This is a genomic window from Ruminococcus sp. (assembly GCF_016287535.1).
In the GTDB taxonomy this organism is placed as follows: Bacteria; Bacillota; Clostridia; order Oscillospirales; family Ruminococcaceae; genus Ruminococcus.
The window spans coordinates 1-14,455 of the sequence record NZ_JAEFAJ010000020.1 but is presented as its reverse complement, the minus strand read 5'-3'; the positions used below and the strand labels follow the sequence as shown (position 1 = coordinate 14,455).

The window sequence follows — 14,455 nt, the reverse complement described above, 5'->3', positions numbered from 1 at the left end:
CCTATAAAAATTATGTTATAATTAATATGTACTTAATAATGCCTGTATCATTTGCCCTGTAGGACAAACAGCAGGCATTAACAGGTATGATTTTTTCAATGGGTTTAGTTGAAAAGATCTGCTAAAAAAAGCGTTCGTTTCATAACGCGCTATGCATTTTTATCTTTCATCATACAAAAGGGGTGTATTAATGGAGAAAATAGTAGAAATCGCAGTTATAGTCGCAGGGATTGACGAAGAATACCAGAACAGCGTTTTTGACGGCATTATAAGCTGTGCAAAAGAGCATAACGCAAATATTTCTTGTTTCAGCGCCTTTGGCGGCGTTCTCGCAAACAGCAAGTACGATGTGGGTGAATACAATATTTACTCCCTCATCAATTTTGAGAAGTTCGACGGGGTAATACTTCTCAGCAACACCATCAGCGATCCTATAGAAAAGGAAAAGATCGTAAACCGTGTAAAAAGATCAGGTCTGCCTGTAAGCATTCTCGACTGCAGCGAGTACCATGAATTCCACAATATCTCGATAGACAACTTCTCAGCTATGAAGAAGCTGATCAGCCATATAATCGAGGTACACGGCGCAAAGGTCATTAACTATATCTCAGGTCCTGTCTCAAATCCTGAGGCAGCAGACCGCCACAGAGCATTCACTGATGTAATGCATGAATACTCGATAGAGGTCCCGGAAGAGCGTGTATATCACGGTGATTTCCGCGCTGCCGATGGTAAAAAGGCAATAGAGTATTTCTACAGCAGCAAGCTCCCCCATCCTCAGGCGATCATCTGCGCCAACGACGCAATGGCTCTTGCAGCTATAGAGGAGCTGACAAATATGGGCTACAAGGTACCTGATGACGTGATCGTCACAGGCTTCGACAACACCTACAACGCCCGTCATCATCTTCCTGCCCTTACAACTGTTTCACGTCCTCTCGACGAGGCAGGCTACAAGGCCTGCGAGGTCATAATAAAAGTCATAAACGGAAAAAAACAGAAGGAGACAATTTTCCTTGAATCTTCTCCCGTATTCTCGGAGAGCTGCGGCTGCAAGGCTCCTGAAGCGATAGATATCGACGAATACAAGACTGCAACATATAAAATGATAAACAGTCTCAAGAGCGACATATCTCTCCTCAACCGCATGACGGCACAGCTTGCCGACAATGATACTCCAGATGACAATTTCAGAACAATCGCAAGACTTATCCATGAGGTCCAGTGCGAGCGCTTTGAGGTATGCCTCTGCTCCAACTGGGATCAGTCAATATCAGGCAAGGCTACCGAAGAAATTCCGGAGATATACCAGATACAGGGATATACCGAGAAAATGAGCGCTCCACTTATATTGATGAACGGCCGCAATCAGCCTGTGTCAGCATTCGACAGCAAGGATATGCTTCCGCTGCCGAACTCAGGAGGCGGAAATGTAAGCTATTTCCTCCCCCTCCATTTCCGTGAGCGCTGTCTCGGCTACTATGTATTCGTAAACAGCACATTCCCGCTGAAGAGTCTGCTCTGTCACGCGCTTATGCTGAACATCAGCAACTCGATTGAGAATATCTGCAAGCTTCTTCACCTTAACAGCATGATAGAAGAACTTGACAAGCTTTATATCATAGACCCGCTCTGTAATATCTACAACCGCAACGGCTTCATCAGAATGGCTGGACAGATCTTCAAAGCCTGCCAGACATCGGGAAGAAAGATACTCATATCATTCATAGATATGGACGGTCTGAAGTACATCAACGACAACTTCGGACACAAGGAGGGCGACTACGCGCTGCAGCATCTTGCAAGGATAATCAAGGACTGCTGCAAGAGCGGAAGGATATGTGCGCGTTTCGGCGGCGACGAGTTCATAATACTCGGAGCCAACGCTACCGAAGAAGATGTTCCCGCACTTGAAAGCACATTCAGTATACAGCTTGAAAGTATAAACCGCATAATCAGAAAACCATATAAGATATCCGCAAGTATAGGCTCTGTCGTTACAGACGCCTCAGGCGACGTTACCCTCTTCAATCTGATAACTCAGGCTGACGAGATAATGTACGAGAAGAAAAAACGAAAGAGGACCTCGCCTTACCTCAGACGAGATCAGGGACAGGATGATGTGAATTATGACACACCTTGGAACCATCAGACTTGAGACCGAAAGACTGATACTCAGACAATTTGAGGAAAGTGATACCGAGACTGCCTTCCATGTATGGACAAGCGATCCAAAGGTCACTGAATTCCTGCACTGGAAGCATCATACCAATATATCCCAGACGCAGGCTCTCGGTCAGTCATGGCTGAAAAAATATGAAGACCCGCAGTGGTATCACTGGGTAGTAGTGCCCAAGGAAGTCGGTTTCCCTATAGGTACGATCACTGCCGTGAATATCAATAACGATACCGGTACAGTGGAGATGAATACCTGTATCGGCTCAGGATACTGGGGGCTCGGATATATCACGGAGGCATTCGCGGCCGTGATAGAGTTCTTCTTTGAAGAAGTCGGCGCAAACAGGATAGAAGCAAAATACGCCCCGGACAATAAAGCCTCGGGGCGTGTACTGGAAAAATGCGGTCTTACTCCCGAAGGTGTCCTCAGAAGCGCAGACCGCTTTAATTCAGGTATTACTGATATCTGCGTGTGCAGTATCCTCGCAGAAGATTATTTCTGACAGCGTTATAACTGCCTGACTGCTGTAAATTTCATAGCAAGGGAGCAAATATATTCAGTATTGCTCCCACTATTTTTTTGAATACAGACCTTTTTTCACATTCTTCACGGGTGATTAGCTGTGATACGGAAACTGTCTTTTCAAAGTCAGAAACTATATCTCCTATGACAGAACAGTCATACAGCACGGCTCCGCATTCAAAATGCAGGTAAAAGCTGCGGTAATCAAAGTTTATAGTACCGACCACCGCGACTATCCCGTCGGCTACACAGGTCTTGGCATGGATAAATCCCGGAGTGTACTCATATATCTTTACACCTTTTGCAGCAAGCCGCGCATAATTGTTCCACGCTATCATGTGAACGTACCACTTGTCAGGGATATGCGGTGTGACTATACGTACATCAACTCCCTTTTTCGCCGCAAAAACGATGGCGTTTGAAAGCTCCTCATCTATTATGAGATACGGAGTGGTGATGCAGACATAATCACGGGCATTGCTTATGAGCTCAATATATACGTTCTTTCCCACCGGCTCTTCATCAAGGGGAGAATCAGAGAATGGCTGTATAAACCCGTCATATTCCTCTGACACTATATCCTGTGTAAGCAGCGGCGCAAACCTGCGTATCTCATCGCTGTCGTTTTTTCCCCAGAGCTGCAGGAACATTACCGTATAATTCCACACTGCCTGACCGCGCACCATTATAGCGGTGTCCTTCCAGTGTCCGAAACGCTCCCTGCGGTTGATATACTCATCAGCAAGATTAGTGCCGCCGTTGAAAGCGGTATGACCGTCTATCACAACAACTTTTCTGTGGTCGCGGTTATTCTGTACCGATGATATCATGGGACGGAAGGGATTGAACACCTTGCACTTAACACCGTTTTCCTGAAGTCTGCGGAAGGGCTTGACGGAATTGAGCATACCGGTGCCGATGCCGTCATACATGAGCCTTACGTCAACGCCTTCCTTCGCCTTGCGAATCAGCAGCTCAGACACTGTATCGAACATATAGCCCTCGGTTATGATAAAGAATTCAAGGAAAATGAAACGCTGAGCCTTTTCAAGCTCTGCCACCAGCTTCTCAAACTGCATCTCACCCAGAGGGAAATACTCTGTCAGGGTATTGCGGTAGACCGGATACAGTCCGTACTCAGCCACATACCTTGCAAGATTCATTGAATCCGGACAAGCTGCGGAAAGTTCCTCCATTACGTCCGTTTCCTGCACGAGCAGCTCCTTTGACTGTAACTGATTGCGCATATCCAGGGATTTCGGAAACTGCTGTGAGAGCTTCAGGAAAAGATAGGATACTCCTCCGAAGAGCGGAAATACGCTTATGGTCACTATCCATGCCATACGGTAGGATATGGGCTCGTTCTTGTTGGTGATATACACCAGCAGTATTATGTCGAGAACTATGAGCAGGAAATATACCTCGACGAAACGCTCTCCGAGCCGCATGACCGCAAATAAAAGAAATCCTATCTGCAGCAGGAGAAGTATGACAAATGCGGCGTTGGTACTGAGAATACTGCTAAGCAGTTTTTTCAGCTTCATGGCTCACCTCCTGACGATAATATTATTAGGGTAAATGACTTTTTGGTGGTCGGTAACTGCGGGGCAATTGCGGACGCCATATACACAATAAACCACTAAAATATTTATATACCTTATTATTATACCACACTTTTTCAATGAAAGGAAGATATATTTTGAACAAACTCAGACCCTACGAAAGAAAGGTATTCTATTACGAAACAGACAAAATGGGAATAGTACATCATTCCAACTACATACGCATATTTGAGGAGGCACGGGTACACTACCTCAGCGAAGCAGGTCTGCCCTTTCCAAAGATAGAGGAAGCAGGCATACTTATACCGGTGCTTTCAGCAGAAGCCGTATACAAACGGCCTCTCAGATTTGACGAGCCCTTTGCGGTATACCTGAAAATAGACAAGTTCAACGGTACCTCGCTCCATGTATCCTACAGGATAATAAGCCGCAAAACAGGTCTTGTATGCACTGAGGGCAGAACCTCTCACTGCTTTACGGACACAGAGCTCAAAGTAGTCCGCACCAAAAACAGATATCCGGAGGTATACGAAGTATTTGCAAGGTACGCCGGTCTTGACTTCGATGAAATATTCACAGAATGATAAAAGCCATAAAGAAGAACATTCTTCTTTATGGCTTTTTCTTTGCGTTATTTCACATCAGGATCAAGGGAGGTTATCTTGCCGAGTAGAAATTCCTGTATGCGCAGAGCGTCGTTTGCAGTAACGCCCTTTGCGGTGATATCCACATCAGCGTTTATCATGCCCTTTTCTGTGATATGCTTGCTGTCGCTTCCGTCCACGCCGTACTTGTTGGGATTTGCAAGGAACTGCATGATAAGCACAGCGTCCGACATATCTATCTCGCCGTCACAGTTGGTGTCGCCGAACTTCACATCTGAGGTCGTGGGAGATGTGGATGAAGAAGTAGTGGTTGAAGTGACTGTTGTAGTTGCAGTAGTAGTCGTTGTGGTAGTAGTTGTGGCGGTAGTTTTGGAAGTAGTCGAAGTTGAGGTACCCGGCTGTTCGCTGCTTCCGCTCTTGTAGAGATCCTTCGGCAGCTCGGAGAGAGTTATGCAGAAGTCGCTCTGATAGAGCTCTGTCAGGGTCTTGGGATCCTGATACTGCTCGCCGCAGAGGAAATGCTCCTGCTCAGAGTCGTACCAGGGACAGAAGTAAAGCCAGTAGGCGTGCTCAACTGTCATATTGCTGAGGCTGGGTACAGTGTCATTCTCCGGCATTGAGACCATTTTATTTCCCTTTACAAATTTATTGAGAGTATAGAACAGACCTGCCTCCGCGTCCTCGTTTGGAGTACCTGCCTGCTTGCCGTCGTGGCGGTTGTACTGGCAGTTATACTTATCGTAGCCTACAATATCGACCCTGCCGTCGCCGGAATACCACTTTGCGGAATTCTCCGACCACGCATAGAGGTTCTGCTCGTATATGAGATTATGGAGACCGTATTCATCTCTCAGGGTATCCTGTAAAAATGCCCAGAGCTTGTTATATACCACCGCTCCCTCCTTTGACCACCAGAACCATGCTCCGGAGCCGTCAATAGGATCCTGAGTATTGCTTGGATTGCCCTCAGCCTCGTGGAAGGGTCTGAATATAACAGGAACTCCCGCGTCCTGCAGCTTTTTCAGCTCAGCCGCAAGGTTCTTCATGCACAGCTGGAAGTAATCATACTCCATAGTACCCTCCACCATGCAGTTCGCGGTAATGAAATCGGTATTGGGCTTATAAGTCGTCCTGCCGAAATCAAGGGGCTCGCCGAGGGTATAGTCAGCCTTTGTTACAGGCACATTAACGTGCCACGAAGCGGTACATATACCGTTCTTGTTCTTTGCCCAGTCTATCATGCGCTTTGCAACACCGTCGTCCCACGCATAGCAAGGGCAGTAGCTTCCGAAGTCAAAGCCGCGTATAGCAGGCTCCTCTCCTGTTAACTCCTTGATGTATCTTACCTCGTAATTGTAATCGTTAAGGGTGTAGTTTCGGTTCTGTGACTGATAGTTGTACTGCTGACCGTCCTCATCAAAGCACTTCCACACGAACTTTGAGCCGTCGTCAGCTGTGGAGATATCAGCCTCGTCAAAGCTGTACTCCTTACCGTCGGCATCGACGCATTTTTTCTTCTCAGCGTCAAAGCGGATAGTTGTGGCGACCTCATGACCGCCTCCGTATATCTCCTGCTGACCTGAGAGGATATGCTTTCCGTAAACGCTCTTGAGATAAGCCATGAGTGCCTTTGTTTCGGGAGTTGCGTCAGGGTCGCAGGGCGTTCCGCTGGCTGTGGACAGGTCGGGGAACACAGCGTTTGAAACTGTAACAGTGTCAATAGCCATGTAGCCGTACTCGCAGATAAACTCAATAGTGTTTACACCCTTGTTCATGCGCACCATACCGAAATCGTAATCCACCCACTTGTCAGAATAAGCCGCCTGAGTAGTATACTTGACTCCGTTTATTGAAACTGCCTGCTGTCTGCCCTCCTGATTGAGTATCTGTGCGCCGTGAACGGTTATGGAGTACATACCGTCCTCCGGAACAGTTACCTCAAATGAAGCCGGCTTTGCCGTGAGGTAGAAAAAGCCCTTTCCCGAATATCCGGGGATCTCTGTCTGATATATGGTCTCCCAGAGCTCGGCGTCCTTCATATCCTCTCCCTCAATGGTATACGGAAATTTTGTTGCAGACGCATCATCAGCTGCCACGGAAGTAAAAAGCTGTACGGAGCCTGCCTGTGCTGCCGCAAGCACTCCCGCCGCCGCCATTGAGATGAGTTTCTGTATTTTTCTGTTCATGTTTTTATCCTCCTTATATGCGGTTGTTTTTCGATATTCCTGACACGCAGCCAGTGCAGCGGCTGCATACATCTTCACTATATATTATATAACGTGCAAATGTACTTTTCAATGGCGTTTAGCGCTCATAAAATGCACTTTTCAGCTATTACGGCAGCATATCATACATAAAAAGCTACATAATAAGCTTCTAAGGATAAAAACATGAAATTTCAAAATTTTTTTGGAATATTGTGAGAGAATTCACTTCCTCATACGTCTAATAAGTAGAAACGATAAATAAAGGAGGTCATAATACTGAATATAACCGATGAAACAATACGTTCACGACGGATAAGAATCTTAAAGCATACCATAAAGGAGGTATTATTATGCTGAAAAGAAGGATAATTACGCTATTTACTTCACTGGCAATGGGACTGACATCACTTACCTGTGCTCCCGTATACGTAAACGCTGAGGGCGTAGCCTCCCCCACCGCCCTTTCAGATGAGGGCAGGATCACCGATCTTTCCCTGATACGCGGGATGTTCGATCAGTTTATCGCGGAAAAGGGCTTGAATATCACCTGTGCCGAACCCGGCAAATATCCTCAGTATCCCGATCAGGTAGTGATAGAGTTCGATCTGAACGAGGAGGACTATATCGAGCTGCTGAACTACGCTGCCGAAAACAATATCGACCGCAACAGCTTCACCTATATGGCTTACAGCAACGGCGTTCTTATGACGACGACAACTGCCGATCCGAACAGAACAACGACCACCACCACTACTGTCAGTACTCCCCCTGTCACTGCACAGCCGGTAATGACGGATACTTCCGGTCGTATTGTTGATGCCGACGGCAACGTCATCATAGTCAACGGCACTTCCGCTGTTATGTCAGGAACACCCAAGGGTACCACAACAACAGCGGTCTGGACAAATACCACATACACGGCCTCAACTACAACAGTTATCGAGTGCTATGCCCCCACAGTTGAATTTGACACTTCCGAAATGAAGGTGGGCGAAACAAGAGAGGGACGCTTCTACAATCCCAAGACAATGGAAGTAAACGGCGGCTCCGTAAAAGCCACATCTGATACCGTATCAGTTGAATACACCAAGGGCAGCGGTACATTCAGGGTTACAGCCCTTAAAGAAGGCGTTGCAAATCTTTCGATAAACGAGGGCGGCTGTCCCTTCACAGGCTATGTAAGCTTCAGGGTCGCAGCTTCATCTACAACTGACACCGTAATGCCAACTACTATGCCTGTAACCACCACAACAGTCCACATCGACTATATGACACAGGTGGATTACGACAAGTCACCCATGAAAGTGGGCGAGGTAAGGCGAATAAACTTCAGTCACCCCACTGGTGAGACAACAGGCGGTTCTGTATACTCATCATCAGACCTTATAGAAATAATCTACGAAAACGGCAATAATTACTTTGACGTCAAGGCTCTTAAGGAAGGCGAAGCGTCAGTATCCGTCCACGCAAGAGGCTGTGCATTTGATCCCACTGTAACTATCCAGATCATAGCTTCCGATCCGGAAATAACGACTTCGGAAGAGCCTGAGGTATGGATGTACGGCACAGGCGTCGATCACTTTGACGGCGTAAAAACTCTTCCAACAAAGACCATCTACGACGAAGGCGAAGAGCTTGACCTCAGCGGACTTGTCATCAACGCTTACCACTCTGTAATGAGACATTCCAACAAGGGCAACGCTGAATATTTAAAGACTGATTATGTATGGGAGGTTGAAGATATAGCTCCCGAATACATAACAATATCCAGCCTCACAGGCAAAAAATATACTGCTGACCAGTTCCCGACGCTCATCGGCGGTAATGCTTATACGGTAAAGATAGGCAAGAGAGGCTCTACTATGATCACTCTCAAAGTAAAAGGCGAGCAGAGCGAAAAAGAGCTCTACGACTTTGAATCCTTTACTTTCAGAATATATATAAACCCTGCTGACAAACATTCAGAGTTCATACGCATAGACAATGCAGAGGTAGAGACCTTTGGATACGGCACAACAAGTCACGGTTTCAAGCTGAAGGGCATGGAGGCTTTCAGCATAGATATGGACGCATATATGCACGCAGGTTATGAGATAGAGGGCGGCATACAAGAGGGCGATTCAGTATCGGGCGTTCTTTGTATCAATCCGAAAAACTATTACATCTATTTCGGCGACCTTGATATAGTAAAATACGGCGGTGAAAACGGTGACGCAAACGCTGACGGCTCCGTAGATATGGCTGACGCCGTACTGATAATGCAGGCACTCGCCAATCCCAACAAGTACGGAATCGGAGGAATGGACGCAAGGTGCATGACAAAAAGAGGATTTGCTCTCGCAGACCAGAACGGTGACGGTATAACCGTACTCGACGCACAGCTCATACAGAACAAACTCCTCGGACTCAGTTAAAAAGTTGTGAGAAAGAAAACATGATATAGATAAGATAAAGTCTCTCCATAAGCACCAGGCTTATGGAGAGACTTTCGTTACACGCAAAAAAGCTCCGCATAAAGCGGAGCTTATCGTTCTTAGAAGAGATTAAAATCGCCAAGGATATCGCCGTTAACAACATAGTAAACTCTGTTTACATCAGGTCTGATGTAGATGTCTACCTTGTCGGCCTTCTTAACGCCTGAAGCCTTTGTAGCCTTTGCAATAAGGTCAGCTGTGCTAACCTCTGAACCCATTGCCTGAATAACTACCTTGCTGTCTACGGCAGCTGCAGCAGTCTTCTTAGCAGCAGGCTTTTTAGCAGCCGGCTTCTTAGCAGCAGCAGGCTTTTTAGCAGCTGGCTTTTTAGCAGCAGGCTTCTTAGCTGCGGGCTTCTTAGCAGCAGGCTTCTTAGCTGCGGGCTTCTTAGCTGCAGCCTTCTTTTCAGCAGGCTTCTTAGCAGCAGCTGTCTTAGCAGCGGGAGCCTTCTTCTCCTCAGCAGGAGCAGCAGCTGTTTCTACTACTTTCTTTTCTGCAGTCTTGTTATCTGGCATGATAGTATCCTCCTTAGAATTACTTGTTTACAGCGTTCTTGAGTGCCTGGCCAGCCTTGAAAGCAGGTGCCTTTGAAGCAGGAGCTGTCATCATCTTCTTTGTCTGAGGATTGATGACCTGCTTTGCCTTACGGTCACGAACCTCAAAAGTACCAAATCCAACGATAGAAACCTTCTCACCGCCAGCGAGAGCGTCTGTGATTGTTGAGATGATTGCGTTTACAGCAGTCTCAGCGTTCTTCTTAGTGAAGTCAGCCTTGTCAGCTACTGCACTGATTAATTCTGTTTTTGTCATGGTTAGAATCCTCCATAAATAAGATTTTACAATTGAATTATATACCCATTATTCCAATTTGTCAAGTAATTCATGAAAAAAAGACAAATTGACGTATATACAGCCATTTGCAAGGTGTTTTTTATTCAAATCAGACATAGAATTTGCCTATTTTCCGTTACAGAAAAAATTTGTGGTTACAAAATATAATACATATAGTATAAAACAGCTGATATATTCCGAAATATAAAGGATTTCAGGCTCCCGGAAGATCCAAAAAGTTGTTGACCAATTTAAAAAAATACATATCTGCAACACTATGTGAACAGCATTTCTCAAAAGCAGTTTTTTTCGCGTCATATGGTCATTTAAAGGGGATCTGCGCACTGAATGCAAACCTTTTACAAAAGAGAAAACGGCTCTGAACTGTAATATAGTACAAATCAGAGCCGTCATTTTTGTGCAAAACACAGAACTTCAAAAAATCAGCTTTTCCAATTGATTCCTTTATTGCTTTTGCCTTTTAGATAAGGAAATTAATTGACGGTTCCTCAGTCAGCCACAAGCTTACCATTCTCGTCAAGGTCGATGTCAATGACATCTCCTGCCGCAAGATTGCCGCCGATGATACGCTTAGCCGCAAGTGTTTCCACGTTGCGCTGTATGAATCTTCTCAGCGGTCTTGCGCCGAAGTTAGGATCGTAGCCGCACTCAACGATATAATTCTTGGCAGCTTCGCTTACGTTTATGCGTATATGCTTGTCGTCAAGACGCTTCTGCAGATCAGCAAGCATAAGGTCTACAATCTTTATTATCTCAGTCTTAGCCAGAGGCTTGTAGAAGATTATCTCGTCAAGACGGTTGAGAAACTCCGGACGGAATTGTGTTTTGAGCAGACCTTCCACCTGAGCTCTCGCCTCGTCGGTTATCTCGCCGTTTGCGTCTATACCCTCAAGTATATAAGGCGAACCGAGGTTTGAAGTGAGTATGATTATAGTATTCTTGAAGTCAACTGTCCTGCCCTGAGAATCGGTTATACGTCCATCGTCAAGCACCTGCAGAAGTATATTGAACACATCGGGGTGAGCCTTTTCAATCTCGTCGAAGAGCACAACTGAATACGGCTTTCTGCGTACCGCTTCCGTGAGCTGACCGCCCTCGTCGTAGCCTACATAGCCGGGAGGCGCTCCTATCAGACGGCTGACGCTGAACTTCTCCATGTATTCGCTCATGTCGATACGTATGATATTTCTCTCGTCGTCGAAAAGTATCTCCGAGAGTGCCTTTGCAAGCTCTGTTTTACCCACGCCTGTAGGACCGAGGAAGAGGAATGAGCCAATAGGTCTGTCAGGAGCCTGTATGCCCGCACGTGAACGGAGTATAGCCTCGCTTACCTTTGTTACCGCTTCGTCCTGTCCGATGACTCTCTTGTGAAGAAGTCCTTCCAGACCCAGTATCTTTTCCTTTTCGCCCTCCATGAGCTTGGATACCGGTATACCTGTCCAGCGGCATACTATCTTTGCTATTTCGTCCTCAGTTACCTTGTCACGGAGCAGTCTGCCGTTCTCGATATCATGTTCAGCCTGCTTTTCAAGCTCTTCCAGCTCCTTCTGCAGCTGAGGCAGCTTGCCGTATTTGAGCTCTGCCGCTTTGTTGAGGTCGTACTCACGCTCTGCCTTGTCTATCTCGCCGCCTGTGCGCTCTATCTCCTCACGGAGCTTCTGCACAGCGGAGATGTCATTCTTTTCGTTCTCCCACTTTGCCTTCATGCTGTTGAACTTCTCACGGAGCTCTGCAAGCTCCTTCTGTATCTCTTCAAGGTGCTCCTGAGAGATATTGTCACTTTCTTTTTTTAGTGCCGCTTCTTCAATTTCCAGCTGAACTATCTTGCGTGAGATAACGTCAAGCTCGGTAGGCATGGAGTCCATTTCTGTACGGATAGTTGCACAGGCTTCATCAATAAGGTCAATAGCCTTGTCTGGAAGGAACCTGTCGGTTATATATCTGTTTGAGAGCACAGCCGCGGAGATAAGCGCATTATCGCTTATCTTGACGCCGTGGAAGACCTCATAGCGCTCCTTCAGACCACGGAGGATAGAAATAGTATCCTCAACGCTGGGCTCGTCCACCATAACAGGCTGAAAACGTCTTTCGAGGGCAGGATCCTTCTCGATGTACTGACGGTACTCGTTAAGGGTCGTAGCGCCGATACAGTGGAGCTCGCCCCTTGCCAGCATAGGCTTCAGAAGGTTTCCTGCGTCCATAGCTCCGTCAGTCTTGCCTGCGCCGACGATAGTATGCAGCTCATCTATAAATAATAGTATCTGACCGTTGCTGTTCTTGATCTCATTGAGTACAGCCTTCAGACGCTCTTCGAACTCTCCTCTGTACTTTGCTCCTGCGACGAGAGCACCCATATCAAGGGAGAAGACCTTTCTGTCCTTGAGACTGTCCGGGACATCGCCGGCCACGATACGCAGGGCAAGTCCCTCTGCGATAGCAGTTTTTCCGACGCCCGGCTCACCAATGAGGACAGGATTGTTTTTCGTCTTTCTTGAGAGTATGCGGATAACATTTCGTATCTCGCTGTCACGTCCGATGACAGGGTCGAGCTTGTTTCGCCTGGCAAGACCAACAAGCTCCTGACCGTATTTCGTCAGTACATCATAGGTATCCTCAGGATTTTCCGTAGTAACACGGGTATTTCCTCTTACGGACATAAGAGCGCTTAGGAAACCGTCCTTAGTGATGTTGAAGGTGCTGAAAAGCTGTGATACCTCTCTGTCCTTGCAGTCTATAAGAGCAAGCATGAGGTGCTCAACTGATACAAACTCGTCCTTCATATTGGAAGCTATACTTTCGGCGTTTGTCAGCACACGGTCGCACTCTGCCGATATACCGATATTGCTGCTTCTGCCGCTTCCGGTTATCTTAGGCAGACCGTTTATCTTCTTCTCGATCTCGCTGTCAAAGATATCCTCATCTATATTCATCTTTTTCAGGAGCTGCGGTATAAGGCCGTTCTCCTGTCTTACAAGTCCGGCAAGCAGATGAAGAGGCTCTATAACTGAATTCGACTGCATAACAGCAATACTCTGAGCCTTTCTTACGGCGTCAACGGACTTCTGAGTCAATTTCTCTGCATTCATAACATTATCCTCCTGTCACAGTAATTCATATCTATCCTTACTTTCTTCGTTCACCTAAATGATATAACGTCCGAGGAGCTCCCTATAATTTCTTTCAAGGAGAGGAGCATTCTCTCCGAATTCTGAGGGAGCCGCAAAATAAGTCTTTACAGCATGGTCGAGATCCTTGATATACTCACCTATAGCCTCTCCCGCCTTTTCACCGGAAAGCGCTCCGGTATTGATAAGACGGCGTGAAAAGCTTCCGTCGCCGATCTCGCAGCTGTAGCTGTTTATGCCGAGCCTTGAAAGATAGGCGTTTTCAAGCTTTGCCCTGTAGGCGAAAAAGCTGTGAAACATATCAATGAGCTGAACGCTCTGTGTACGTATATTTACTCTCAGGGTCCCGATGTACTCCTTTGGCGACCTTTCAAGCTCCACCTTATAGTTTATGGTCGGTCTGTACTTATACTCCAAAGCTGTACGTACAGTCATGAGTGACGGTGACCGCTGCTCCTGTATCCTGAAGCTGCTGCTCACCAGCTCTGCCACCTGATCGAATATCTCACGCATACGCATTTCCGGCGTGACGCAGGAAAGATGCTCTGCAAGTATCTGATTTATTAGGTTTGAGCGGCTCGTACCGAGGCGGTACGCCTGCTCGTCCACAGCCTTTATTACATCGTCCATAAGAACAAGGCTGTACACACTTCTTTTCATTTGTACATCACTTCCCTTCTGTGTTATATACATATTAACACGGATTATAGAATTTGTCAAGCGGATTATATAATCTTTCACGCAAGTTTCACAATGTAAAAAAATTCCGCTCACGAAGAGCGGAGAATTCGGCCCAAACGATTTTCATCGTTTAGCACTGTGGACCGAGCCATAGACAATAAGTTAAAATAAGTTATTGAGAATAGAAAACATGAAAAAATTACAAATGAAAGGGGTTAGTTTTATTACTTGACAAAACTATTTCTATG

General features: G+C 46.4%; 10 protein-coding genes. 4 read left to right on the top strand and 6 right to left on the bottom strand.

Going from position 1 to position 14,455, the window contains the following annotated elements; genetic code table 11:
• Positions 1–190: 190 nt before the first annotated feature.
• The gene (locus tag QZZ36_RS08590; RefSeq protein ID WP_295080013.1) at positions 191–2,158 is read left to right on the top strand and encodes a GGDEF domain-containing protein; all 1,968 of its coding nucleotides are present in this window, start codon (positions 191–193) and stop codon (positions 2,156–2,158) included.
• Entirely contained in the window at positions 2,130–2,681 is a 552-nt protein-coding gene (locus QZZ36_RS08585; protein WP_295080010.1) for a GNAT family N-acetyltransferase, read from the top strand. Before QZZ36_RS08590 ends, QZZ36_RS08585 begins: the two co-directional genes overlap by 29 nt.
• Before the next feature lie 31 nt (positions 2,682–2,712).
• Here the strand turns inward: QZZ36_RS08585 and cls are convergent, their stop codons facing one another.
• Positions 2,713–4,245 (bottom strand): cardiolipin synthase, encoded by a 1,533-nt coding sequence (gene cls / locus QZZ36_RS08580; protein ID WP_295080007.1) that lies wholly within the window; start codon positions 4,243–4,245, stop codon positions 2,713–2,715.
• Positions 4,246–4,400: 155 nt separating this feature from the next.
• On the opposite strand from cls, the gene QZZ36_RS08575 reads away from it, so the two are divergent.
• Entirely contained in the window at positions 4,401–4,847 is a 447-nt protein-coding gene (locus QZZ36_RS08575; protein WP_295080003.1) for an acyl-CoA thioesterase, read from the top strand.
• A gap of 47 nt (positions 4,848–4,894) precedes the next feature.
• Here the strand turns inward: QZZ36_RS08575 and QZZ36_RS08570 are convergent, their stop codons facing one another.
• Positions 4,895–7,054: a glycosyl hydrolase gene (locus QZZ36_RS08570; RefSeq protein ID WP_295080000.1), complete on the bottom strand. Its 2,160-nt coding sequence runs from the start codon at positions 7,052–7,054 to the stop codon at positions 4,895–4,897.
• A gap of 371 nt (positions 7,055–7,425) precedes the next feature.
• Here QZZ36_RS08570 and QZZ36_RS08565 point away from each other — a divergent pair, with 371 nt between their 5' ends.
• The gene (locus QZZ36_RS08565; protein WP_295079997.1) at positions 7,426–9,489 is read left to right on the top strand and encodes a dockerin type I repeat-containing protein; all 2,064 of its coding nucleotides are present in this window, start codon (positions 7,426–7,428) and stop codon (positions 9,487–9,489) included.
• Positions 9,490–9,608: 119 nt separating this feature from the next.
• Here the strand turns inward: QZZ36_RS08565 and QZZ36_RS08560 are convergent, their stop codons facing one another.
• The 4 genes from QZZ36_RS08560 to QZZ36_RS08545 all read right to left on the bottom strand — a co-directional run bounded on the left by QZZ36_RS08560 (position 9,609) and on the right by QZZ36_RS08545 (position 14,186).
• Positions 9,609–10,064 carry a DUF6465 family protein gene (locus QZZ36_RS08560; protein ID WP_295079993.1) on the bottom strand — a complete coding sequence of 152 codons (456 nt, stop codon included), beginning with the start codon at positions 10,062–10,064 and terminating at the stop codon, positions 9,609–9,611.
• 19 nt (positions 10,065–10,083) lie between these two features.
• Positions 10,084–10,359 carry an HU family DNA-binding protein gene (locus tag QZZ36_RS08555; RefSeq protein WP_294752033.1) on the bottom strand — a complete coding sequence of 92 codons (276 nt, stop codon included), beginning with the start codon at positions 10,357–10,359 and terminating at the stop codon, positions 10,084–10,086.
• Positions 10,360–10,889: 530 nt separating this feature from the next.
• Entirely contained in the window at positions 10,890–13,487 is a 2,598-nt protein-coding gene (gene clpB / locus QZZ36_RS08550; RefSeq protein ID WP_295079990.1) for an ATP-dependent chaperone ClpB, read from the bottom strand.
• Positions 13,488–13,541: 54 nt separating this feature from the next.
• Positions 13,542–14,186, bottom strand: coding sequence for a hypothetical protein (locus QZZ36_RS08545; RefSeq protein WP_295079987.1), 645 nt, complete (start codon positions 14,184–14,186; stop codon positions 13,542–13,544).
• Between the last annotated feature and the right edge of the window lie 269 nt (positions 14,187–14,455).